This is a genomic window from Pseudomonas sp. ML2-2023-6 (genome assembly GCF_037055265.1).
Lineage (GTDB): Bacteria > Pseudomonadota > Gammaproteobacteria > Pseudomonadales > Pseudomonadaceae > Aquipseudomonas > Aquipseudomonas kulmbachensis.
In genome coordinates, this window is sequence record NZ_CP146347.1 from 1,733,653 (window position 1) to 1,758,748 (window position 25,096).

The 25,096-nt window shown below is 55.9% G+C and carries 18 protein-coding genes; 6 read left to right on the top strand and 12 right to left on the bottom strand.

Annotated elements, in window-relative coordinates:
- Nucleotides 1-15: 15 nt before the first annotated feature.
- From V6L79_RS08045 to V6L79_RS08065, 5 genes are all read right to left on the bottom strand, one after another.
- On the bottom strand, nucleotides 16-1,179 hold the full coding sequence (locus V6L79_RS08045; protein ID WP_261741096.1) for an MFS transporter: 1,164 nt from the start codon (nucleotides 1,177-1,179) through the stop codon (nucleotides 16-18).
- 65 nt (nucleotides 1,180-1,244) lie between these two features.
- Nucleotides 1,245-2,480: an aminotransferase class I/II-fold pyridoxal phosphate-dependent enzyme gene (locus tag V6L79_RS08050; RefSeq protein WP_321835885.1), complete on the bottom strand. Its 1,236-nt coding sequence runs from the start codon at nucleotides 2,478-2,480 to the stop codon at nucleotides 1,245-1,247.
- A 312-nt stretch (nucleotides 2,481-2,792) separates the two neighbouring features.
- Nucleotides 2,793-5,210, bottom strand: a complete 2,418-nt coding sequence (locus V6L79_RS08055; protein ID WP_338580059.1) for a glucose/quinate/shikimate family membrane-bound PQQ-dependent dehydrogenase — start codon at nucleotides 5,208-5,210, stop codon at nucleotides 2,793-2,795.
- Between the two features lie 129 nt (nucleotides 5,211-5,339).
- A complete protein-coding gene (locus V6L79_RS08060) occupies nucleotides 5,340-6,722 on the bottom strand; it encodes a carbohydrate porin (RefSeq protein WP_261742378.1) in 1,383 nt (460 codons plus the stop codon).
- A 269-nt stretch (nucleotides 6,723-6,991) separates the two neighbouring features.
- Nucleotides 6,992-9,028 (bottom strand): TonB-dependent receptor, encoded by a 2,037-nt coding sequence (locus V6L79_RS08065; RefSeq protein ID WP_338580060.1) that lies wholly within the window; start codon nucleotides 9,026-9,028, stop codon nucleotides 6,992-6,994.
- Nucleotides 9,029-9,247: 219 nt separating this feature from the next.
- On the opposite strand from V6L79_RS08065, the gene V6L79_RS08070 reads away from it, so the two are divergent.
- Entirely contained in the window at nucleotides 9,248-9,478 is a 231-nt protein-coding gene (locus V6L79_RS08070) for a VF530 family DNA-binding protein (protein WP_003443274.1), read from the top strand.
- A gap of 7 nt (nucleotides 9,479-9,485) precedes the next feature.
- Nucleotides 9,486-10,124 (top strand): Pr6Pr family membrane protein, encoded by a 639-nt coding sequence (locus tag V6L79_RS08075; protein WP_261741100.1) that lies wholly within the window; start codon nucleotides 9,486-9,488, stop codon nucleotides 10,122-10,124.
- A gap of 46 nt (nucleotides 10,125-10,170) precedes the next feature.
- Here V6L79_RS08075 and V6L79_RS08080 read toward each other — a convergent pair whose 3' ends face one another.
- From V6L79_RS08080 to V6L79_RS08090, 3 genes are all read right to left on the bottom strand, one after another.
- Entirely contained in the window at nucleotides 10,171-10,956 is a 786-nt protein-coding gene (locus V6L79_RS08080; protein ID WP_338580061.1) for a siderophore-interacting protein, read from the bottom strand.
- A complete protein-coding gene (locus V6L79_RS08085; protein WP_261741102.1) occupies nucleotides 10,953-11,531 on the bottom strand; it encodes a PadR family transcriptional regulator in 579 nt (192 codons plus the stop codon). Before V6L79_RS08085 ends, V6L79_RS08080 begins: the two co-directional genes overlap by 4 nt.
- Nucleotides 11,532-11,750: 219 nt before the next feature.
- Nucleotides 11,751-14,858: a transglycosylase domain-containing protein gene (locus V6L79_RS08090; protein WP_405046616.1), complete on the bottom strand. Its 3,108-nt coding sequence runs from the start codon at nucleotides 14,856-14,858 to the stop codon at nucleotides 11,751-11,753.
- A gap of 394 nt (nucleotides 14,859-15,252) precedes the next feature.
- Between V6L79_RS08090 and V6L79_RS08095 the strand changes: the two genes are divergently transcribed.
- On the top strand, nucleotides 15,253-16,665 hold the full coding sequence (locus tag V6L79_RS08095) for an amino acid permease (protein ID WP_261741104.1): 1,413 nt from the start codon (nucleotides 15,253-15,255) through the stop codon (nucleotides 16,663-16,665).
- Nucleotides 16,666-16,804: 139 nt separating this feature from the next.
- Here the strand turns inward: V6L79_RS08095 and V6L79_RS08100 are convergent, their stop codons facing one another.
- From V6L79_RS08100 to V6L79_RS08110, 3 genes are all read right to left on the bottom strand, one after another.
- Nucleotides 16,805-17,905: an OpgC domain-containing protein gene (locus tag V6L79_RS08100; RefSeq protein WP_338580306.1), complete on the bottom strand. Its 1,101-nt coding sequence runs from the start codon at nucleotides 17,903-17,905 to the stop codon at nucleotides 16,805-16,807.
- A 259-nt stretch (nucleotides 17,906-18,164) separates the two neighbouring features.
- Nucleotides 18,165-20,204, bottom strand: coding sequence for a dermonecrotic toxin domain-containing protein (locus V6L79_RS08105; RefSeq protein ID WP_338580063.1), 2,040 nt, complete (start codon nucleotides 20,202-20,204; stop codon nucleotides 18,165-18,167).
- 195 nt (nucleotides 20,205-20,399) lie between these two features.
- Nucleotides 20,400-22,019 (bottom strand): FMN-binding glutamate synthase family protein, encoded by a 1,620-nt coding sequence (locus V6L79_RS08110; RefSeq protein ID WP_261741106.1) that lies wholly within the window; start codon nucleotides 22,017-22,019, stop codon nucleotides 20,400-20,402.
- 306 nt (nucleotides 22,020-22,325) lie between these two features.
- Here V6L79_RS08110 and V6L79_RS08115 point away from each other — a divergent pair, with 306 nt between their 5' ends.
- The 3 genes from V6L79_RS08115 to V6L79_RS08125 are packed head-to-tail and all read left to right on the top strand — an operon-like array spanning nucleotide 22,326 to nucleotide 23,935.
- Nucleotides 22,326-22,775, top strand: coding sequence for an NUDIX domain-containing protein (locus V6L79_RS08115; protein ID WP_261741107.1), 450 nt, complete (start codon nucleotides 22,326-22,328; stop codon nucleotides 22,773-22,775).
- Nucleotides 22,772-23,410, top strand: a complete 639-nt coding sequence (locus V6L79_RS08120; protein WP_261741108.1) for a LysE family translocator — start codon at nucleotides 22,772-22,774, stop codon at nucleotides 23,408-23,410. The genes V6L79_RS08115 and V6L79_RS08120 overlap by 4 nt, the downstream gene beginning before the upstream one ends.
- 12 nt (nucleotides 23,411-23,422) lie before the next feature.
- Nucleotides 23,423-23,935: a GNAT family protein gene (locus tag V6L79_RS08125; protein ID WP_338580064.1), complete on the top strand. Its 513-nt coding sequence runs from the start codon at nucleotides 23,423-23,425 to the stop codon at nucleotides 23,933-23,935.
- A gap of 187 nt (nucleotides 23,936-24,122) precedes the next feature.
- Here V6L79_RS08125 and metR read toward each other — a convergent pair whose 3' ends face one another.
- Nucleotides 24,123-25,040, bottom strand: coding sequence for a transcriptional regulator MetR (gene metR / locus V6L79_RS08130; protein ID WP_016779668.1), 918 nt, complete (start codon nucleotides 25,038-25,040; stop codon nucleotides 24,123-24,125).
- Nucleotides 25,041-25,096: the final 56 nt, after the last annotated feature.

Sequence of the window (25,096 nt, forward strand, 5' to 3'; positions counted from 1 at the left end):
TGAACAGCATTGCGCTCATGAGTTTGGTTGGGTGATGTTCAACACGCGCACCAAAACCGTCATTAGTAGGCAGAGAGTGGCCAGATAAAGTGGATTTTGAACACTGAGCAGGCTGACGGTAACTCCAACGAAAGCAGCTACCAGTTGATGAATTAATCCGCACAACGCCATTGAATAAGGCCCCTTGACTGGAGAGTGAGCACTGGCGGTGGACAAACTGATGGGGTAACTGATGGCTTGGCCGAGCACAATTAAACAGTAAGGCACCCATAGCAGCGCGGCAAATGTGGTATTAGCAATGACACCAAGCACCATCACGACACTGCCAGCTACCATGATACTTGTGGCGATGGCGCTCAGTTGCGATTGCCCACGGATCAAAACGTAGCGATTGACGATAAGCGATCCCAACACATAAGCCAGACTCATTGCCCATCCCAATGCGCCATACTCACTGACCGACCACTCATAAGTTGTCTGGAAAACCGAAGGGGCGGCCGTGTTGAAGCCAATAATGATTCCGTAACCCAGTCCACCAATCAGCGTAGGGCGCAGGAACGGCGCATGACGAAATATTGTCAGGTAATGCCTCCAGCAAACGGGTGTGCTACTTGCCTGGCGAGCACCTGAAAGCCAGCGATAAACACATCCGGCCTGAAGGGTGGCACCAATGGCCAAGCACCAGAAGGTAGCGGGCCAGCCAAAAGTGCTCATTAAAATTGCCCCCGCGTATTGCCCAACCCCTAATGAGATAACAAACGCGATGGATAGCCACGAAAGTGCTTTGGCGACTTGATTACCCTTAAAGTGTTGTGCCACAAGCGATCTGGCCATAACTGACATGCCGCTTGCAGCAAGTCCCTGCAAAAATCGAAGGGAGAGAAAGGTCTCAATCTGTACACAAGCGGCCAGCAGCGCGTTAGTCAAACTGAATATTAATAACGACGCTATCAAGACCGGTTTTATCCCCCATGCAGCTCCCCATTTACCCCATAGCAACATAGGCATAGCCATGCCCACCAGATAAGTCGGCAGTGATAAAGAAGCCAGGTTTTGCGTAGTGTTCAGTGAGAGGGCTATAGACGGCAGCGCTGGCAAGTACATCATCATGCCCAGTTGCGCCAGGAAGACGGTCAGGGAAGATAAGCTGATTAACAATGACGTCTGTAAGCACAGCATCCATATCACTCTTGAAAGGGGGAGGGGGCAATATTTGTACAGTGTGAGTGGGCAGAGGGAGGTCGTTAAGTGAGTGTTGGTAAGTTATTGTCCTGCCAGTACCTATGGACGAGATGACAAAAATTTTTTATCAGCTCTTGGGTCATGTCCGCGCGTAGAGTTACTCTTATTGCAGCTTGGTCTTTGGCCACGACTGGAAAAAATACAGAGGCCGTAAAAAAACCATTATTAGCAAGGTAGGAGACTGCATGAGTTGCTGTTTCAGGCTGTCCGCAATGGATAAGTCGAATGGCTGTAAAATTTCCCTGCTGCTTTGTTTTTACTAGGCTGTCGAAGAGTGCAGTGTTCGCTCTTAATTTATGTTGTAGTTGGTCTAACTCATCAGTGTAATGTAGCAAAATAGACGCTCGACCAGCACCAATGGCTGCACTGTTAAGACTTTGTGACCAGTTGCTGGGACCACCGTAGCGCAACGTTTTTTGTTTGTGTTCGGAGTTTCCGAACATGACGACGCCTCCACTAGCACCAAACGATTTTGCGAGAGATGCAACAATTATTGAGTTGTTGTCCAGCTCTTTAAGGTTTGATCTGATGTGTCCGGTGCCCTGCTTGCCTGTTGCAGATAGTGAGTGTGAGTCATCTATGTAAATAAACATGTTGTATCGGTCTTTCAAATACTGAATGGCCTCAATGTTTGCGACGCCTCCCATGCTGTATACACCATCGGCAATATAGGCGACACGTTGGTGTTTTTTGCACAGGTCCTCTAGGTAATTCATGTCGTTATGCGGGCAAGTTATAACCTCGGTTTCATCGGCGCAAGCAGCTTTTAAATGATTCATTGAGTAGTGAGCGTTTTTGTCAAAACACATAAGAGGAGCTGAGTTGTGGGTGAACGTCCCGGAGGCCAGCAAGGGGAGGATGCTTGCACTTGCTGCGCTGCATGAAAGTGTTGTGAGGCAGTGAGCGGAAAAAAGAGTTGATAGTTCTTGTTCGTAGAGTTCAAGGATATTAAGTTTGCAGCGATTTTTAGAGTTTGGGATGCGTAATGATCCGGTGTTTTTTAGCGCTTCAATAGCACCATTCAGCAGTGCAGGATGGTAATCGAGTCCAAGGTAAGAAGTAGTACAGAAATGATGAAATGTTCGGTTGTGCTGATCTCTGAAATGGTTGGTGCCCTCGATTATGACGTTAAGGTTGGATATTTTATTTAGATCGGCATTTTTCCAGTGGGTATCTGCCGTGGATATCATTTTTTTGTAGTTGCTGAATTTGTTTTTTTGATCCTTGCTGTCGGCCATCTTTGTTTTGCTCCTTGAAGAGTTCGAAGGCTTTTCCAAGGGCGTATTCTTAGCTTTCAGTGTTCGATGTGTATGTGGGAGGGTAGAGTTTTTTTTGTAAGAATTTGCTGGTTATATTGTGCAGCACTACTATAAGTAGAGGCGCTAAGTGAGGTTTTTCTTGGGGGTGCTGTTTTTATGGCCGTTCTAGTAATGCATTTTATGCGCCCATTGAATGATGCTCGTTTTGGTGAGCTTGTTTAATCGTGACAACACCCACAAAAAAGGCAACTATCTCTCGATAGCCGCCTTTTTCATAACTCGCTGTAAAACTTACTCAGCCAGTTTAAACGCCATTACATAGTCACCTTTTTTGGTGCCCAAACCGCCATGACCACCCGCCATGACCAGCACATATTGGGTGCCGTCCTTGCCGGTGTAGGTCATTGGGGTGGTCTGGCCGCCAGCTGGCAGACGACCTTCCCACAGTACTTTGCCGTTGTTTACATCGTAAGCACGCAGGTACTGGTCAAGGGTACCGCTGAGGAAGGCAACGCCACCTGCGGTGGTGAAGGTCCCGCCCAGGCTTGGAACGCCCATCGACAATGGAATCGGAACCGGCGAGCTGTCACGCACGGTGCCGTTTTTGTGCTTCCAGATCACCTGGTTGTTGGTCAGGTCGACTGCTGCAACATAACCCCACGCCGGTGCTTGGCACGGCAGGCCCAGTGGTGACAGCAGAGGCTCCAGAATCACACCGTAAGGTGCGCCTTTGTTCGGTTGAACGCCGGAGGTTTCGCCTTTGCGTGGGCCCATGGCAGCTACGTCCGCCTGGGGAACCATTTTGGAGGTGAAAGCCATGTAGCTCGGGTTCAGGAATGCGATCTGGCGAACCGGGTCAACCGAGATGCCGCCCCAGTCAAATACGCCGAAGTTGCCTGGATACACGATCGAACCTTGCAGCGAAGGCGGGGTGTACATGCCATCGTAACGCAGGGATTTGAAGTGAATCCGGCACAGCATCTGGTCAAACGGGGTCACGCCCCACATGTCACGTTCGGTCAGAACCGGCGGGATCATGTTCAGGTCCGAACGAGGCTGGGTCGGCGCCGTGTGGTCGCCTTCTACTGCGCCGCCAGGAGCCGGGATCTCGTTGATCGGCACGATGGCTTCGCCGGTGCGACGGTCCATCACGTAGATGCTGCCTTGCTTGGTGGAAGCCAGCAGAGCCGGTTTCACGCCATCAGCGGTTTTCAGGTCCATCAGTGTTGGTTGACCACCTACGTCCATGTCCCACAGGTCATGGTGAGTCAGCGGACGATACCAGCGGACTTTACCGGTGTTGATGTCCAGGGCAGTGATGCCAGCGGCATAACGCTCGGAGTCTTCGGTACGGTCGCCACCATATTGGTCAGGCGTTTGGTTGCCCATCGGCAGGTACAGCATGCCGAGGTTTTCGTCGACGGCGAACATCGACCACATGTTTGGCGAGTTACGGGTGTAGGTTTCGCCTTCAGCAATCGGTGTGGTTTTTTCCGGGTTGCCGCTATCCCAGTTCCAAACCAGCTTGCCGGTACGTACGTCGTACGCACGGATCACGCCCGATGGCTCGTCAGTGGAGATGTTGTCGGTCACGTGGCCGCCAATCACCACCAGATCTTTGGTCACGGCAGGTGGCGAGGTGGAGTAGTAGCCACCTGGTGCGAAGGTGCCGATGTTGTGACGCAGGTCAACTGCGCCATTGTCACCAAACTCTTCACACACTTTACCGGTGTCGGCGTTCAGGGCGATCAGACGGGTGTCAGCAGTCGGCAGGAACAGGCGACGCGGGCACGAGTTGCTGGATGTGGCAGCAGCAGGCTCGGCAGCGCTTTGTTCGGTGCTGACTTTGGCGTAGGCGTTTTCGTCGTGGTAAGTCACACCACGGCAGGTCATGTGCGCCCAGCCTTTGAAGTTGGCAGCGTTCTGAGTGCTGATCTTCGGGTCGTAGCGCCAGATTTCCTTGCCGGTGTCGGTGTCAAGAGCAATCACCTGGCTGTGTGGAGTACACACGTACAGCATGCCGTTGACTTTCAGCGGGGTGTTCTCGGCCGTTGTTTCGCCGGGATCGCCTTCGCCAGGAATGTCACCGGTGCGGAATGTCCAGGCTGGAACCAGCTTGTGGGCATTTTGCGGAGTGATTTCCTTGAGCGGTGAGTAGCGGTCACCAAAGGCGGTACGACCGTAGGACTGCCAGTCGCCATCCGGCATGGCCGGTGCGGCATTGGTCATGCCAGGTACGGCATCACGGTCCAGTTGCCCCTTGATTTCTCCAGGGCTGGTGAACTGGCTGGCCAGAGCAGCTAGGCCGGCCAATACCACGGCAATGCTCAGCGCGCCGGTAGCCATAGGTGCCGACTGACCGCGCAGAACCGGACGACGGAACCATGGCAGCAGCAGAACGATACCGATAGCGAACCATACGGCCAGACGTGGCACCAATTGCCACCAGTCCAGACCCACTTCCATCAGTGCCCATACGGTGCTGGCGAACAGCACCAGAGCGTACAGAGCCAGTGCCGCACGGCGCCCTGCAATCAGCAGTGCACCCGACAAGCCAAAACCGATACCGGCCAGCAGGTAGTACCACGACCCGCCAAGCGTGACCAGTTTGATACCCCCGGCCAACATGGCCAGGCCCATTAGCAGCAGCAGGATACCGAGAAGGCTCGGTAGCAGGCGGCTTCGACTGAAAGCACCTTCAGTGCTCATAGTGTGGTTCTCCGTTGCGTTTGAGGTATTCCCGCGGGGGTGGGTCTTGAGGGACGAACCATCGCGGGAGTGGATCAGTTAAATAAGTGTTTGGTCGCAACCTTAAAGGTTGCTGTTGCAGCCCGTTGGTCAGAACGAACTTTGAATTTTCAGACCGCCAATCAACGCGTCATCCAGTTGGCTGACGCCACCGGGGTGGCGGATGTATTGCAAGTTCGGTCGAACGGTCAGCCAATTGGTCACGTGCACGCCGTAGTACAGTTCGGCGCTGTATTCCGTGTCCTGGGGTGGCAGGTAGTCAGGGTTGTCGAAGTCGTAGAGGGTGCGGGCCTGGTTGCTGGCCTGGGCGTTCTTGCGATAAGCCGGGTTGACATGAACCCGCGCCATGGCAAAGCCGATATCGTCCTTGGGACGGGCATCGAACACGCCTTTGTAGACGACGCCCGCCTGAACATAGTTGTCCACGGCGTTGGTCTTCTTGTCGTGCATAGTGGCATTGGCGAACACACTCAAGCCCCTCGACTGATCGCTGGCGCGGGTAGTGAGCTGTTGTTGCACGCCCAGCCACATCCCATGTTTGCTCGAACTGCTGCGATACGCCTCGCCGGTCAAGGCCGCGGGCTGGCCGTTGGCATCTTTGTAAACATCTGTTGCCTTGGCATTACTGTAGTAGTACCCCGCACGATATTCCCCTGGCAGGCCATTAATTTTTGGCGTCCACACCAGTTCAATCGGCAGCACCGCGCCTTGGGTGCCGCTACCGCTGAGTTTGAAACCGTTGCCGCGATCCAGGTTCGACGGGTTCTGCTCATAGGCGCCGACCTGTGCGTACAACTCGGGCGTCAGATGATATTTGACCCGCAGGGCCCATTGGCTGACAGGCCAGTTGTACCAAATGCTGCCGGCCCAGTTGCCGACCTGCGAGCCGCAGAATGCCAGGTTCTGGAAGTCACACGGGAAGCTGTTGAAGTCTTCGCCCTGGCCGAAACGACCGACCTTGATGTCGAGCTTCTGATCGAGGAACTTCTGCTGGTACCACATCTGGGTCAGGCGCGTGGTTTGACCGCGCCCCCAGACTTCCTGGGCCGAGGTGAAGCCGCCGACGCGTGGGTCGTTGATGCGGTCATTACTGATGTTGTTGCCGCTGCGCTGGGTAATCGTCAGTTGAAACTCGGCGTCATCCCAGCCCAGGATCTTCTGCAAGTCCAGGTGCGTGCCCAAACCGAACTGGTCGCTATAGCGCGCTGTACGGTCATGGTCGTAGCCGCCGTGCAGGTTCGAACCTACTTCGCCTACGTAGTCGAGGGAAAAGGAGTAACCCTTTTTTTCCAGTTCACTACGGGTGCCGCCCCAATCACCGAGCATCCACTTGGAGTCGCTGTCGAAGGCAGGAGCTGCCTGTACGCAGGTGGCCAGGCCAAAAGCGGTAATGCCGCCGATCAGAGTCAGGGCTTTTTGCCCGGCCATAGGCAATAGCGCGCTGTGCTTGCGCAAGTTCAGGAATGTGGACATAGGTCGAAATAGTGAGTCTTTATAGGTATGGCTGTGGCTGTGGGTAGCGCTGTCTTTGGAGGCAGGACTCACACATAGAGATTCAAGGGCCGGGTGAATCGTTTTAGCCCTTGGTGATGAAATGATAAAGGGATGAATCGTTTAGAAACAGCACTTTAAGTGACATGCATCATTTCGGATTCGGTAACAGTGTGCTGCGACCGTTCGCCCCAGGGCGTTTTTGTCGCGGCCTCCCTTGATTGGAGGCCGCGTATTTACTGATGTGCAGCTTAAAATGTGGTGCGTAGGCCGACTTCGATACCGCGTCCTGGCGCGGGTGCTATGTCACGCAAAATAGAACTGGCATAACGCACAGTCTGGTTGGTCAAATTGTCGCCTTTGACGAATGCCAGCCATTGGCTGCTACCGACATCAAAGTGATAACCGGCGCTGGCGCCCAGGGTGGTGTAGCCGTCGGTGCCGGATTCATTGGCCGGCACGCGGCCCTGATTGCTGGCGTGTTCGACATCGACCCTTGCCTGCCAGCGGTCCAGCTCCCACAGCAGGCCACTGCTCAGGCGCAAGGGGGCAATACGTGGCAATGCTTCGCCGGTATCGAGGTTGGTGGCGCGGGTGTAGTCCCCCGACAGCTCAAGGGCGAACTTACCGTAAGCGCTTTCACCCAACTTCCAGTGATCCTTGGCTTCAAAGCCAGTGAAGCGTGCCCGTACCCCGGAATAGGTGTATTCGGGAATGCCATCTGCGTCAGGTTCACCTTCGTCATTCAGGGTGCGACCTGTGCCCAGCAAGCCGATGTAATTGGAGAAGTGGCTGTAGAACACGCCGACACTGCCTTTGTGGGTGCCATTGTCAAAGCGCAGTGCCAGATCGCTGGAGACGGCTTTTTCTTTCGCCAGATTGGCGTTGCCCACTTCATAGGTGCCGGTGGCGACGTGGGCGCCATTGGCGTACAGCTCGTAGAACGTTGGTGCGCGTTCGGTGTAGCCCAAGGTAGCGGCCAGCGACCAGATCGGGGTGAGGGTGAACACGGCGCCTGAAGACAGGCTGCCCGAGGTGAAGCTTTTGGAACTGTCGGCCGCCGCAAAGCGCTCGTTGCCCTTGGCATCGGGGTCGACCACGGTGTGTTCCAGGCGCCCGCCGAGGCTGAGCTTGAGTCGGTCGGTGGCTTGCAGTTCTTCGAGAATAAACAGCGCGCCGCTGTTGGTGTCGGTCTGCGGCACGAAAGCCTCTTCGCCCAGGGCCGAAAACTCATTGCGATTGACCTGTGCTCCGACGATGCCTTCGAGCGGGCCAATGGGTATATGGCGCGCTTCAACGCGGGCTTCGTAGCCTTTGTTTTTGAAGGTAGTACCGACTTCGCCGCCCTCGATTTCACGGTGTTCGTAATCGGTGTAACCGGCGTCCATTTTCAGTGAGCTGAAGGGGCCTTGCAGATTGCGGATTTCCGAGGCGAAGGCGTAGTGATCCTGCTTCATGCGGATGCGTACGTCCTGCTCGGCCGGTGATCCGTAGTTGGCGTCGTAAGTGCTGTAGGACAGACCTGCGTAACCATCCTCCCAAGTGTAGGAGCCGCCCACGGCACCCCCGTCCTGACGGCCATTACTGTTGCCCAAACGGCCTTTCTTTTCGTCGCCATCGTCGCTTTCAGGGGCATGACGGCTGCGGGCATAGCCAGGGATTTTCAGGTCATTGAACTCGCGGGCGTTGGCATCCAGATGCAGGGCGAAGGTGCCATCACCGGCTTCCAGTTTGCCGGCACTGCTGCGGGTTGTGTCAGCGCCGCCGTAGCGCAGTTCGCCCGCGCCGTGAATGCCGTCGATAGCGGCGGTGGGGATGCGGTTGTCGAAGGTGTTGACCACGCCACCAATGGCATTGCCGCCGTACAGCAGGGCTGCCGGGCCGCGCACTATTTCGATGCGTTCAACGTTGACCGGGTCCAGCGGTACGGCGTGATCATATGACAGCGACGAGGCATCCAGTGCTCCGACACCGTTGCGCAGGATGCGGATACGGTCGCCATCCAGTCCGCGAATGATCGGTCGGCTGGCGCCTGGGCCGAAGTAGGAAGAAGACACGCCCGGCTGCTTGTTGAGGGTTTCGCCCAAGCTGCCTTGCTGCAGCAGGGTAAGGTCGTCGCCTTCCAGCACGGTGGTTGGCGAGGCCAGTTGGCTGTTGCCCAGTGGGTTGCCGGTAATCACTTGCGGTTGCAGTTCAAGGGCGTAGGCCGGGGAGGCGAGGAGCAGTGCAGTGGTGAGTGGTGTTAGACGAAGACGTCGCAGGTGACGCGGGAAGGCAGGGGAGGACATTGCAAGTTCCTTGGCAAGGGTGGAGAAGAAAGCGGCGCTGAGCGCTCTTTGAATCGAAAGCTATGGTTACAATATAACATTACTTTCATGCTCTCCTAGCGGAACTTTCATTCGTGCCTCGAGTCAGGGCTAGACTTGCTCCGTACCGAATGCACTTCCCCCTGAGCAGGTGCTCGGCTAAGGTGCGCGGCTTTCTCTCTTTTGCTTTAAAGGCCCGGCATGACTGAACCCAACAACAACCCATTGCACGGCGTGACGCTGGAACAGATCCTCACTGCGCTGGTGGCGCATTACGAGTGGGAAGGTCTGGCCGAGCGTATTGATATTCGCTGCTTCAAGAGCGACCCGAGCATCAAGTCGAGCCTGACGTTCCTGCGTAAAACGCCGTGGGCGCGGGAAAAAGTTGAAAAACTGTATGTGAAATACGCTCGCACCAAACGCGAGCTTTGATCTGCGTATGAGTGCAGTGACAAAGCACAGGCTTTGCGTCGCGATGGCGATCTTGGGCTGGAGCGGTTTGGCGATTCAGCTTGAACTGGTGCTGTTCGCTCGCTGGGCGAGCGGCGCAAGTGTGGTGGGCGGGCTGGTGAGTTACTTCAGCTTTTTTACCATCCTGACTAACACCCTGGCGGCCACCGTACTGACTTATGCGGCAGACACCAGGGTCTCCAGGGGCAGAACGTTTTTCTTGCAGCCGTGGGTCGGTAGCGGTATTGCCGTCAGCATTATTGTGGTGGGTGCGGCGTATAGCTTACTGCTGCGCCAGCTCTGGCAGCCTGAAGGTTTGCAGTGGCTGGCGAACGAAATACTGCACGATGTGATGCCGCTGCTGTTTGCGTTGTACTGGTGGTTTTGTGTGCCCAAGGGTTCATTGCGGGCCTGTCATATCGGGCTTTGGGTTGTGTATCCGCTGATGTATTTCGCCTACATCCTGCTGCGAGGGCACCTGCTGGGTGTGTACCCATATCCGTTTGTAGATGTCGAAAAGATTGGCTATGCGCAGACGTTTATCAATGCCAGCGGGATCTTGGCGGGGTTTGTTGCGGTGGCGCTGGTAGTGATGGCGGTGGATCGTCGGTCTGGAACACGCGCGTAGCCGCTGCCGAAGGAACGAGGCTGCGGCTACAAGATGTCGAGAGCAATTACTCTTCTGTACTACCATCCAACCGCCAGTAGCCAACAGCTTTGACGAACTCTTCGTTCAAACCGTGGGTGTCCAGTAGGACTCTGCGCACTTTGCGCGACAGGCCGCTTTCCGTGGCGACCCAAGCGTACAACTCGCCAGTCGGGATGCTCAGGCCCTCAACCGTGTTGAGCAGGTCCTGCTCAGGGGCGTCGCGATGTACCCAGATCACCTCAACCGATGCAGCGCCGTTCAGTGGTTGTTCCTCAAGGGCGTTCTCCACCTCGACCACCACTAAAGCACGGCGATTGGCTGGCAGTTCTTCCAGGCGTCGGGCGATGGCTGGCAATGCGGTTTCGTCACCGATCAGCAGGTAACTGTCGAAGATGTCCGGCACCACCATCGAACCGCGTGGCCCGCCGATATGCAGGAGTTGACCGGGTGCGGCCTGAGCGGCCCAGGTAGCGGCTGGGCCGTCCCCGTGCAGTACAAAGTCGATATCCAGCTCAAAGCTGTTCAAGTCATAACGACGCGGGGTGTAGTCGCGCATCGGCGGCATGGCGTTGCCTTTTTGACCTGCGCTCAATTGCAGATTTTCCAGGGCTGTCTGTTCTTCAGCGTTTTGCGGGAAAAACAGTTTTACGTGGTCATCGCTGCCCAAGCTGATAAAACCTGCCAACTCAGGCCCGCCTAGGGTAATGCGGCGCATGCGCGGGGTCAGGTCGACGACTCGCAGCACTTCAAGTTTGCGACGTTTGATTTCATGCATGACCCGGTGAATGGTCTGTGGGTTTGCGGCATTCATTCAGCGTTCTCCTGCGTAGGCTGGGCAGTAACAGGGCCATCGACGATGGCTTTGGCGGTGTTGTTGAGCAGATCGCGCACCCGCAGGATCTCTTCGGGGCTCCAGCGACCGTGGTGCATTTGCAGGGCATGGCGCAGGTTGTGCACCGCCTCGTGGATTTCTGCGGGGCGATCATGGCCGCGCAAGGAGCGTTTGCTGACATCGATGCGCATGCGCACGCCGTCCAGGGCAATAGCTTGGTCGGCCAGGGACTGGCGGCCAAGGTCGGTCACGCAATAGCGTTTTTTCCCGCCTTGCGCGTCGCCTTGAATCATTTCGCTTTCTTCAAGAAAGGTCAGGGTGGGGTAAATCACGCCGGGGCTCGGGCTGTAGGCGCCGTCGAATAAACCTTCGATCTGGCGGATCAGGTCGTAGCCGTGGCAAGGCTGCTCGGCGATCAGTGCCAGCAGCAATAATTTCAAATCACCAGGGGCAAATACTCGGGGGCCGCGGCCGCCACGTTCGCGACCGGTACGCTTCTCAAAACCGTCCTGGCCCGTGCCATGTTCGCGATGATGGGGATGATGTTCGCTCATTTCTCTTCGTCCTCTTTTTAAGTTAGATACAACTTAAGATATATCTTAAGAAATGTAAAAACTCGGACGACGAACGGTAATTATTCTCAACTGTGTTGCGAAACCCTGTAGCCGCTGCCGCAGGCTGCGAAAGGTTGCGCAGCGACCTCTGCTTTTGAATCTGAAGCGAAGGTCCTGCGGCCCTTATCGCAGCCTTCGGCAGCGGCTACAGGTAGGGTTTTAATTGCTTGCGGTTTGTACCGCCACAGGTGCATGACACAAGGTATTGGTGCCAGGTTGCAGATAAGGCGTAAGGATCGGGGCCATGCCCTTGAGCACTTGTACCGGTAACGCTGAGGTGAATTTGAAGGCCTCGGCCGAGCGCCCAGGGACAAAGGCGGTCAAGGTGCCGAAGTGATGCTCGCCAATATAAAACACGAAGGTGGCTGTGCGATTGATTGACTTGGAACTGAGTATTCGTCCGCCAGCGCCCATGCTCTCTATGCGGTTGTCGCCGGTGCCGGTTTTGCCGCCCATGGCCAGCGGTGAACCATCGTCAAGTTTGAAACTGCCTGAGACCCGGCGTGCAGTACCGGCATCCACCACCTGCGAGAGGGCGTCACGTACGGCTGTGGCGACTTCGCTGGGCATTACCCGTTCACCTTTGTCAGGGTCGTTGGTCAGGCGGGTTTCGTAGGGCGTATTTGCGGCGAAATGCAGGGTATCAATACGTAATACCGGCAAACGTACGCCATCGTTCAGTATGATTCCCATCAGCTCGGAGAGTGCCGCCGGACGATCCCCGGAGCTGCCCAACGCGGTGGCAAGGGAGGGCACCAGATGGTCAAACGGGTAGCCGACTTTTTGCCAGCGCTGATGGATATCGAGGAACGCTTCAATTTCCAGCATGGTGCGGATACGACTGTCGCGAGCGCTCTTGTGTCGGCTTTTAAACAGCCAGCTGTAAACTTCCTGCCGTTCATGCTCGCTCGCGGCCACGGCTTGCTGGAAGGTGGCCTGCGGGTTATCGAGCAAATATCCCAGTAACCACAGATCCAGCGGATGGACTTTGGCGATATAGCCTTGGTCGGGCAGGTTATAGGCTCCTGGGCCGTAACTTTGATACAGCTTGGCCAGGCGCTCGTCAGGGATTTTGTCGCTGCTCAGGTGTGAGCGCACAAAGCGGTCAAACGTGGCCTGGTCAGCATTGGGGAACAGGTAGCGGTGTACTGCAGACATGCGGATGGCGGTGGGGTGCATGCTGTCCAAAAAGGTGTCGAGGCGAGCCTTGGATTCTTTGCCTTTGTATTTTTTCCAGAACTTGAGCATGAAGGTCGTGCCTTCGCGATCGGCGAACCGGCTCAGATATTCCTGGCGAAGCGGGTTGAGATCGTCCCTGAGCAGCTCGGCGTTGTTGGTCGGCGATTGATAGCTGGTGTAACGCACCACATCACGCATCAGACGTACAAATGGCAGGTTGATCGATTCGCGTATCGCGTCGCGCAGCGTCGGGCTGCGGTTGTTGTCCTGATTGCGGAAGTTATGGAAGTGATGCATGCCGCCACCGGTGAAGAAACCCTCGCCGGGGTTGGCTGAGTATTGGCGATCAAGCGCGGCATCGAGCATTGGCGCCAGGTTTGAGCCAGGATTCTGGATCATGTAACTCAGTGCCCAGCGGGTCAGGGGATCCTGGTCAGTGATCTGGATTTTTTTCAACGTGACACTGGGCTGGCTGGCGTAGCGCTCGTGCAACTCTGAAATGATTTGCAAATAGGTGGTCAGTACCCGCAATTTTGCGGTGGAGCCCAGTTCCAGCTTGCTGCCTTCATTGATGTCGAAGGGCTGGTCGGTACTGTCGGTTTGTACGCGTGCGCGTGCACCGTCCGGGGTGAGCTCGAACAGGGTGAAGCTGTAACGTACTTGGGCGGTACTGGTGGCGGTCAACAGGTAGGGGCCCAGCAGGCCCATTTTTCCAGCGAAAGCAGGGTCAGCCAGTTGGCGCAGGTAGTCACTGACCTGGCGCTGCAAATCGCCCTGCAAGGTACTGGTGGCCGACAGGTCAAGGCGATCAAGGTCATACAGCGGGCGCTTGAGCAGGACTGAAAGCCGACTGCGGGCAACGCTGATGCCCTTGTTGGTTTCGTTGGGTTGCATCGTTGGCGCCAGCGTCCAATCGCGATAGGTAACGTGACTGGCCAGTGCGGCGTCAGTCAGCGCGGGGGTGATCACGTTGTTTAGTGCCAGCAGGCGAATATGGCTGTCGGTCAGTTGCGCCAGTTCGTCGCGGCCTCTGGCCAGATAGTGCGAGGGCCTGCGCTGGGCAATCATCAACGACAGTACTTCGCGCAAGGCCAGCCCGCGTTGCGCCAGGCTTTTGGGGTCAGTGGCGGTACTGCTCAATTGCTGGTTGACCTGATTGAAGTCTGCGCCGTACCACACCCGTAACCCTTCAGCCATGCCGTGGACTTCACCGTGACCGGGCACGGCCGACAGCGGTACGCTGTTGAGGTAATCACGCACCACCTGTTGTCGTGCGGGGAGTGTTTGGGGGCCGTCCTGGTAGGCGCGCACGCTGGCCGAGATCATCTGGCGCAATTTTTCGCTGCCCGACAACGTCAGCCCATCCGGTGAGTGCCGATACTTTTCCAGCTGAGTGGCCAGAGTACTGCCACCCGCGGATTGCCCCGGCAGATGCAGTAACTTGGCTGCCTGGGAGTAAACCGCCATGCCAAAACGCGGCCAGTCCACAGCGGGGTTCGCCAGCGGTTCTTTAGGGTCAAGCAGGTCGCGGTTCTCGATAAACAGCAAGCTGTGTACCACCAGCGGCGGAATACTGGCAAAGCTCGAATACAGCTGCTGCGGGTAGTTGTACTGATACAACGCGCTGCCCGCGCAATCGGTGATCGAGAGTCCCGCCTGAATCTTCTCTGGGTAGGGTACGAAAAATCCTTTCTCGCTATAACTCAGTAACGCTGGCGAAAAGCGAGTTTGCTGGGTTATCACGTAGTCACGTTTTTGCAGGCGCGGCAGAAAGTAACCCAGTGAGCTATAGCCTAAACGCTTGTCGAAAGGCCCTTCGCCGGGATACAGCATCGAGTCGGTAGGCCCCGGGTGCATCGAATAGCTCAGCGACGCGGCAAAGCGGCTGAACTCGCGGGCCTGCAGCCTGGAGCTGCGCACCTCTTGGGCAATTGCAAACCCCAATACGACCAGTCCGATCAGTACTAATAGCCCGAACAGAAGCCATCCATAGCGCTTGCGCCGAGGTGGCGGCGGGGGCGCAATATCGTCCATTACCCCTGATGGCGCCGTCGTGTTACTGGAGTTTGGATGCCTCAGTACGCCCATAGTCGACAGGTCCATGTACGCATATTGGTTGCGCTTGATTGAAGCGTAGACGCTGACAGATACAGGCGAAAAATTTGTGAGTCATATCTGACAATATTGTGGGCAAGGATTATTGAAGGACTTTGATCTACGCCGCATCCGGCGACAGCAACAGATCCCCCTGAATCCTGAGTGTGGGAATAGAGCCTTCAAACTAGGTAAATACGTCTTGGGTAGGGGCATGACTGTGCACCAATGCTGTGCAATACTCGCCGCCGATCTTAGTAGGGCATCTCCTTTTTGATCTGTCGGCCTACAAGGTCGTGGCTGATCAAGAGGCAAGACAGGTGATCCTCCCGTCTTTCTCGAGCGCTCTGCTGATGTATATCCAATAACAATACGAGGTTGTACTTTTATGCCAGTCGGCAACCACCAGCCCCACGGTGAAACCGTGCAAGGCGGTCCACTCAAACGCGAACTTGGCGAACGCCATATTCGTCTGATGGCGCTTGGCGCCTGCATTGGTGTCGGCCTGTTTCTGGGTTCGGCCAAAGCAATCGAAATGGCCGGTCCGGCCATCATGCTGTCCTACATCATCGGTGGCCTGGCCATTCTGGTGATCATGCGCGCACTCGGCGAAATGGCCGTGCACAACCCGGTTGCCGGCTCGTTCAGCCGCTATGCCCAAGACTACCTTGGCCCGTTGGCCGGTTTTTTGACCGGCTGGAACTATTGGTTCCTGTGGCTGGTGACCTGTGTCGCCGAAATCACCGCCGTGGCGGTGTACATGGGTGTCTGGTTCCCCGATGTACCGCGCTGGATCTGGGCCCTGGCGGCGCTGATCAGCATGGGTTCGATCAACCTGATCGCGGTCAAGGCGTTTGGTGAGTTCGAGTTCTGGTTTGCGTTGATCAAGATCGTCACCATCATTGCGATGGTACTCGGTGGCATTGGCATCATCGCGTTTGGCTTCGGCAATGATGGTGTTGCGCTGGGTATTTCCAACCTCTGGACCCACGGCGGCTTTATGCCCAACGGCATCCAGGGCGTGCTGATGTCGCTGCAAATGGTGATGTTCGCCTACCTCGGTGTCGAGATGATCGGCCTGACCGCCGGTGAAGCCAAGAACCCGCAAAAGACTATCCCTAGCGCGATTGGCTCGGTGTTCTGGCGCATTCTGTTGTTCTACGTAGGCGCCCTGTTTGTCATCCTGTCGATCTACCCGTGGAACGAAATAGGTACTTCGGGCAGTCCGTTTGTAATGACCTTCGAGCGTTTGGGGATCAAGACGGCGGCCGGGATCATCAACTTCGTGGTGATTACCGCAGCTTTGTCGTCGTGCAATGGCGGGATTTTCAGCACCGGTCGCATGCTTTATAGCCTAGCGCAAAACGGCCAGGCTCCGGCCAACTTCGGCACCACCTCAAAGAACGGTGTTCCGCGTCAAGCGTTGCTGCTGTCGATTGCCGTGTTGCTGTTGGGTGTCGTGCTTAACTACATGGCACCTGAAAAGGTGTTTGTCTGGGTGACGGCCATTGCGACCTTTGGCGCGATCTGGACCTGGCTGATGATCTTGCTGGCGCAATTGCGCTTCCGCAAAAATCTGAGCCCGCAAGAAGCCGCCGCCCTGAAGTACCGCATGTGGCTGTTCCCGTATAGCTCGTACGCGGCATTGGCATTCTTGTTGATGGTGGTAGGGCTAATGGCCTACTTCGAAGAGACGCGAATCGCTTTGTTTGTAGGCCCGGCATTCCTGATCCTGCTGACCGTGCTGTTTTATGTGTTCAAGTTGCAGCCGACTCAAGCGACAGCTTCCGAAGCGCGTTAACGGATACTCGCTCCCACAGCCTTTGTGGGAGCGAGCCTGCTCGCGATCGCATCACTGCGGTCTACCTCACAGACCGCAGCGCCTGCATCGCAGGCAAACCAGCTCCCACAAAAGCTAAAAACTACCCTCCATTCTTGCGTCAGGCTTTGCCCAGACGCTTGTTCCAGTCCAGCCATGCTGCCAGGACTGCCATGATGCCTACGCCCATCAACGCGCTGAATAGCTGCATCACCATTGTGTCACCGCCCAGCGCATTGAGCATGTCAGCCAGCGGCGCCAGGATCACGCCCAAGCAGAACACCTCCAGTGAATAGCGACCCATACGACAGGTTTGGCGAGCAAACCAGTTGTTAAGCCAGTCACTGTGGGGCACCACTTTGGCTACCACGTAAGCCAGGGCCAAAAAGTGCAGCAGGCGGACTGGTGACAGGTTGGTCTTGCTGATCGGATACAAATGCTCGCCCAGCCACAGCGGCATAAGAGCATCGTGAAGCTGCGGCCATTTCCATGACAAAGCCAGCAAACCAGTGAGCAACAAGTACACCGCTGCCGCCAGAAACAAAGGCTGGCGCGATAATGGCCGGGTTTCAGGAGCCTTGGCCCGTTGCCCTTGGATCGCCGCCGCACCGCCCAGAATAAACAGGAACTGCCAGGCCATGGGATTGAAAAACCACACGCCACCTTCCTGTGCCGAGAAGTTCCATACCGGCGCCAGCAGGTACAGGGCCAGTGATGCGCCAACCACGTACACGGCCTTGCGCAGCAGCATCGGCAGCACCAGCGGCAAACCGAGCAGCAGCACGATATACAGCGGCAGCGGGTCCATCAGGTTGGGCTTGAAGCGCAGCAGCAACTCGTCGGTCAGCGCCTGTTGTGGGTTGCTCAGGAAGTACTGCAAGCCCATTTCCTGCACCAGATCACGGGTTTCGACGTGGCTGTTGGCATAAAAGACGATGCCCATGAGCACCGCCAGCAGAAAGATATGCACCACGTACAGCACCCAGGCGCGGCGCAGGATTTTCACGCTGGCGACCAGAAATCCATCGCGTTGAGCAATTTTGCCGTAGGCCAGTACGGCGGCATAACCGGCCAGAAACACAAAGATCTCCGCCGCGTCACTAAACCCGAAATTGCGTACGGTCAGTTCGGCCAGCGGGTTGTGCGGGATGTGATCCCAGAAGATAAAAATCAGCGCCAGCCCGCGAAAAAAGTCGATGCGGTGGTCGCGTCCGTTAAGTATCACTGCAAGTACTCAGGTCAAGATTGAATAAAAAATGGCGCAGTGGTGATTGCGCGCCACCTGATGGCGGCGCGCAGGGTGACGTTAATAAAACTTAAATGCAAAGGTCGTGCTGTTCACTTAAGTTTCGAGTGAACCCGGCTGTGGGAGTGAGCCTGCTCGCGACGGTTTCAACAACATCACGGTTATTCAGCAACCACGCGGTATTGTTAACGACCTTCGCGAACAGGCTCGCTCCCACAGAAGCATTGCTTTGTGATCAAGGGGTATCTGCCTCAACCAGTACGTGTAGTTGCAGAAGTGGATCGGCCGCTACATTGCCAGTGCGCATCTGCGCGATAAAACGGTCCAGGGTTTGATTGGCATCAAAGCGCTTGATGCAATCTTCCAGCAACGCAGGAGGCGGCTGCTGGTCGATAAAGCTCTGGCGCAGTTGGCCTGCATCCGTGTTCGAGGCATGGAACATGTCGAGTGCCTGCTGGTCGCTCAAGTCGTGGACTGAAGGATCAAGACGGCGCACAAATGTGGGGTCGTTCCACTGTTCAAGCTCTTCAACTTCATGCACCCAGGCGCCTTGGCCGTTAGTACGGATTACCGGTGTATAGGCCTGCGGGGTTGTAGGGTGTTGCAAGCGGTAGCTGCCATCGGCTGCGGTTTCGACTTGATAGTGCTTACCCTCGAGTTTCAGGTAGTTCTTTTCCTCGTGGCGATACAATCCGTGCTTGTCGGCTTTTATCGATGAATCAAAACTGATTTCGTGCTCATAGGGTTTCAGGTCGGGCTTCCACAGTTGAGTCTTGCCCTGGGCCAAGGTGATGACATCCAGCTCTTCAACAAAGGGCGATATCTCAATGGGCACCGGTTTGACCACTTCGCTGGCCAGCTTGCCCGCCGCTGCTACCAGGGCTGCGTTGATCAACACGCTTCGGGTATAGGCCCAGGCAAGGGCTTTTTCATCCTGTTCCCAGGCTTCAATGCCGTGATAAATATCGGTCATGACCTGAGCCGCAAAGACCACCGCCATCAGCTCCCCCACGCCGGGCACAAACAGGGCCGCTACATTCAGAACATTCAGTGCGGTATCAAAGTAGTGCTCGATGCGGTCAATCAGCGACACGCGGTTGATAGCGGCGGTGGGTACCGCAAGGAAGTAAGCGTCGCGCAGGAGTTGTTGTTTTTTCTGCGCGTATAAATACTCAAAGAGGTTGCTCGCAACGGGGTTGAACTGCATTTCCAGAGGGTCCCGGCTGGCATCGACAAAGCGTCTGTTCAAGCGTTTTGTCAGTTTCAGTTTTTGATATTGAGGCGCCAGATGAATAAAGAAGTTCCGGTAGTTTTTGTCTTGCAGTTTTTCTTCCAGATCGGCAGCCGCATCGCGGACACTAGGGTATTCCTTGAGACAACTTACAGGGTCGCCAGGTATATACACGATGCAGCGCTGCCCCTGCTCAAGTGGCGAGCCATGCGCCAGAATCATTGAGGTGAACGGGATATCGTCAAGGGCCAATGAGTTACACGTCATTGGCAGGTCGTTAAATAACGGATTGTGTTGGCCGCGACAGTAACTTATCAGCGTTGCATGGGTACGTTCAGTAATATCCCCTTTCATCAGGGCACTCTGTGCCTGCAGCATCAATACATGACGCTCATGCTGGACAAAGGCCTGGCCCAGGGTTGTTTTTATAGCCACATCTGACGGGTTAAAAAGCGTATTCAGGTGGGTCTGATATTGGCCGCCGATATCCAGGTCCCGGCACAGGCGGGCAAAGGCAACCGGTTCTATCTCTAGCCGTTTGGCCGGAGGGTCGCTGGGGCGCAGCGATTGGTAGTCCCACAGGTTTGACCTGCGTGGGATACCGCCGGGCTCTGCCTGTGCGGCGTTGAAATTATGCAGTGCTGCTTGCAGGAGGGTCTGGGTCGTCGAGCTTTCAACCTCTTGGGTAAACCGGTTGAGTGTGGTGATGGTGATCACATTTTTTTTGACGTCGCAGGTAATCCCGAAAGTAGCCTTTAAGGCGTGTTCCAGTAAGGGCGCGGCAAAAGATTCGACCGTACTGATCTGCTCCAGATAGGTGCTGACCGCGCTGAATGACTGATCATTGAGTTGTTGTGTGTGCTTTAAATCATGACGTTGCTGGGGTGTCGCGTGGGTAAACCATTGAGGAAGGCTGAAGGGGGAGTTGTTTAAGTGTTCTATCAAGTAAGGGGGTAAGTATTTAACGGATGTTTTTATAAAGTCATGGTGGATGCCGACTTTGCGCAGGTCAGCGTCGTCAAGCGGCGGGTTTGCGTCAGGCATGGGTCAATATCCGTATCGTTAAGTGTCCTCTGAGTCTATGAAGTAAGAAGGTCGCTAAAAAGTCTAAATAGTGGTTGTTCTGGTGGGTCGGACAATCAAGTATTCAATACTGATAAATAACCATGTAATACCTTTAGTTTAATAAAACAGTAGCCGGACGGTGTTCTCCCATCCGGCGTGCGTGCAGCAGGCGGTTTAGGCCGCAGCTATTTCGTTGGCTTCAAAACTGTCCGCCCGAGCCATTTGCCACATGCGCGAATAGAACTCGCCGTTGACTTCGCCAGTCAGCAGTTCACCGGGTTTGAGGAACACATGCAGCTGCGAGAACAGTTTGATTTCGGTGGCGGACATGCGTCGCACCAGGTGCTTGGCCTTGAGTTGCGCCGGGTGTTCCAGGCCTGCCGCCGCCAGCATCTCGGCCAGGGCTTTAAGGGTATTACGGTGGAACTGAAATACCCGCTGAGCCTTGTCCGGCACCACCAGAGCACGTTGGCGCAGAGTGTCCTGGGTGGCCACGCCGGTAGGGCATTTATTGGTATGGCAGGACTGCGACTGAATGCAGCCGATGGCGAACATAAAGCCCCGGGCTGAGTTTGCCCAATCGGCGCCAATGGCCAGCACGCTGGCGATGTCGAAGGCGCTGACAATTTTGCCGCTGGCGCCCAGCTTGATCTTGTCCCGCAGGTTCAGACCCACCAGCGTGTTGTGCACAAACAGCAAGCCTTCGCGCAACGGAGCGCCAATGTGGTCGGTGAACTCCACGGGGGCGGCACCTGTACCGCCTTCCTTGCCGTCGATGACGATAAAGTCCGGCAGGATGCCGGTTTCGAGCATGGCCTTGGCGATCCCCATGAACTCCCACGGATGACCCAGGCAAAACTTGAAGCCTACGGGCTTGCCGCCGGACAACTCACGCAATTGCGCAATAAATTGCATCAGCTCTATCGGGGTCGAAAACGCGCTGTGACGCGACGGGGAAATGCAGTCCTCACCCATTGGTACACCACGGGTTTCGGCAATTTCCGCGGTCACCTTGTGCTTGGGCAAGATACCGCCATGGCCCGGTTTGGCACCCTGGCTCATCTTGATTTCGATCATTCGCACTTGCGGCGTTTGGGCTTGGGCAGCAAAACGCTGTGGGTCGAAACGCCCGTCTGTGGTGCGGCAGCCGAAGTAGCCGCTACCCAGTTCCCACGTCAAGTCACCACCGTTCTCACGGTGATAGCTGCTGATACTGCCTTCGCCCGTATCGTGGGCAAAGTTACCGAGTTTGGCCCCCTGGTTCAGGGCGCGAATCGCGTTGGCGCTTAGTGAGCCAAAACTCATGGCTGAAATATTGAAGAGCGACGCCGAGTACGGCTGACTGCATTGCGGGCCGCCCACCACGACCCGAAAGCTGCTGGGGTCAGTCAGTGGGGCAGGGCGCATGGAGTGGCCGATAAATTCAAAGCCGGGCTGGTACACGTCAACCAGGGTGCCGAAGGGTTTGTCGGCGCTTTCATTCTTGGCTCGAGAGTACACAAGCGAACGTTGAGCGCGTGAGAAGGGCAGCGCGTCGCTGTCAGACTCCAGCAGGTATTGGCGAATTTCCGGGCGGATAGCTTCCACCAGATAGCGAATATTGCCCAGGATCGGGTAGTTGCGGCGTACGGCGTGGGGGCTTTGCAGCAGATCGAAAATCCCCAGCAGGCTCAAGCCCAGGGTCACTGCAGTAAAGGGCCATAACCACTCATGGTGCATAAACGGCAGGCTTGCGAGGGTGAAGATGACGCAAAATGCAAAAAACGCATAACGGCTTAACAGTGACAGGCTCATACGGTTTCCTGTTTCAGGCTGGTCTGTTCCGTCAGGCGGTTGTGCCTGAAGAGGTCGAGAACAGAAAAAGAACAATAGAACCCTCTCTTTGAGTCGGAGGTTTGCAGGGGGAGTGTTGGTCATGTATCACGCAAATGCCATCTTCCCGTCAGATTATTCATTGAACGGGATTTTGAATGTTGTGCCATCCCGACCAAAGTCGGGCACTTCATACAGACGGCGCGAGCAAAAGCGCCATCTGTGTATTTGCAGGCATGTTGGGCCATGTGATCCTGTGCGAACTTTCTTTCCGGTTGGCTGAATTTAGTGACTTCTGCAGAACACTTCTCTGACGTAACACCTAAAACCATTCGTATTGCTGCCGCAGTACTGATTGGCCCCGATGGCCGCACCCTGCTGGTGCGCAAGCGTGACACCCAGGCTTTTATGCAGCCCGGCGGCAAGATCGAAGCCGGGGAGCCGCCGATCAGTGCATTGGCCCGTGAGCTCGAAGAAGAACTGGCGCTGGTGATCGATCCGGCAAGTGCGACCTATCTGGGCAACTTTTCAGCTGTGGCGGCCAACGAGCCGGGGTTTGAAGTGCAGGCCGAGTTGTTTCTGCTGCATATCAGCGAGACCGTATCAGCGGCAGCCGAAATTGAAGAAATACAGTGGATCGATCCCAACGGTGATGGCGGCCTGGTGCTGGCGCCTTTGACCCGGGACCAGATTTTGCCGTTTTATCGCAATGCTTTTCTGACAAGGAATGCCCCATGATACCAACGCATGATTTGCTGATTTTCGCTGCTGCCTGCTTGCTGATGGTCTTGACGCCGGGACCTAACATGATTTATTTGATTTCCCGTTCGATCTGTCAGGGCCGTAAAGCCGGGGTCACGTCTTTGCTCGGGGTGGTGGCGGGTTTTTTTGTTCATATGTTTGCCGCTGCCGTGGGCCTGACTGCGGTGTTTTTGGCGGTGCCGATGGCCTATGAGGCGCTGAAGTGGGCCGGTGCTCTGTACTTGTTATGGATGGCCTGGCAAGCGGTCAGGCCGGGTGCCCGGTCACCGTTTGAAGCTCAGGAACTGGCCCCCGACTCATCATCAAAACTGGTAATGATGGGGTTTATGACCAGCGTGCTGAACCCCAAGGTGGCAGTGTTCTACCTGTCGGTTTTCCCGCAATTTATCAGCCCTGAACACGGTTCGATGTTTACCCAGAGTATTGTGCTGGGCCTGACCCAAATCAGCGTCAGCTTCACTGTTAACCTGCTGATCGCGCTGTTTGCTTCCGGCATCGCCGTCTGGTTTGTACGCAACCCGTTGTGGTTGGCCGTGCAGCGTTATGTGATGGGCTGTGTGTTGGCTGCACTGGCAGTGAGGTTGATGCTGGAGCAACGTAAAACCGTATGACCTGGACCTGTAATGGCTATAGAACTGCTTGACCCCTCACATGCCAAGGCCTATCGCCAGTTGATGCTTGAGGCTTATGCGCTGCACCCGGAGGCATTTGTGTCCACCATAGCTCAGCGTGAGAAATTGCCGTTGAGCTGGTGGGAGGCGCAGCTGGATGATGAACTCAGTGCTCTGTTCGGCGCCTTTGTCGATTGCCGACTGGCGGGGATCGTCGGCCTGGCTTTTGAACCCTGGGAAGATGCCCGGCACAAGGCCACGCTGTTTGGCTTGTACGTCACCCAAGCCTTTCGCGGGCAAGGGTTGTGCGAACACCTTGTGCAAGCGGTGCTGTCACTGGCCGGGCAAGAGCCTGAAATCAAACTGATCCAACTCACCGTCAGTGCCAACAGCCCGGCCGCGCTGGCGTTGTACCAGCGCTGCGGGTTTGAGCAATCGGGGTTGGAAGACTGCGCGATCCGGGTGGGGGAGGAATATTACGACCGGGTGCATATGCGCCGGTTGGTAAATATTGAGGACAGCTGAAGTAGAGGGTGAACGGCCCGTAGCAGCTGTCGAAGGAACGAGGCTGCGTTCGGCTGCGCAGCAGTCGTAAAATCAGGTCATGCGTTTTTACAGAAAAACCGCATATTCAGGGTTTACGATCGCTTTGCAATCGGACGTAGCCTTCGGCAACTGCTACACGATTTTCTTGCAGATATGCACGGTTCTACTACCGAACCGCACTCACCCCATCCAGCGTCGAAAACGATGTGTCTTTGGCGGTCAGCAAAAAGTCGCGCATATACGGCGCATCCAGCATGTCAGCCCGGATCGCGGCGTAGAGCGTCGCAAACAATCCTTTCTCGCCCAGACGCTTGGCTTTTACATATCCGCGTGAGCTGTATTCATGCAACGCCCAGTGCGGCATCCCGCATACACCGCGGCCACTGGCTACGAGCTGCATCATCATTACTGTCAGTTCTGACGTGCGTACCTGCGCCGGTTCGACGTCGGCAGGTTCCAGGAAACGGGTGAAGATATCGAGTCGATCGCGTTCCACCGGGTAGGTGATCAGAATCTCGGTACTCAGATCCTCAGGCACGATAAACGGCTTGCTGGCCAATGGATGCTGATTGGCCACAGCCAACATGGCTTCGTAGGTAAATAGCGGCACATAGGTCAGGCCGGCAATTTCTTGCGGATCGGACGTTACCACCAAATCCAGATCACCCCGGGCCAGTGCCGGTAACGGTGCGAAGGCAAAACCGGACGCCAGGTCCAACTCGACTTCGGGCCAGGCATCACGGAACTGATCGATGGTCGGCATCAGCCACTGGAAGCAGCTGTGGCATTCGATAGCCATGTGCAAACGCCCGGCCGTACCGCCGACCAAACGGGCGATATCACGCTCAGCACCGCGCAGCAGCGGCAGCATAGCGTCGGCCAGTTGCAGCAGGCGCAAGCCGCCGCTGGTGAAACGTACCGGTTTGGTTTTACGCACAAACAGCGGCATGCCCATGCGCTCTTCGAGCTCTTTGAACTGGTGGGATAAAGCGGACTGCGTCAGGTGCAGGCGTTCAGCCGCTTCGACCAGACTGTCTGACTCGCGCAACGCGTGCAGGGTTTTGAGGTGACGAATTTCCAGCACAGTGGCTCCATGAGTAAATTTGATGATCAACACGAAAACGTTGAGTTTGTCTCATG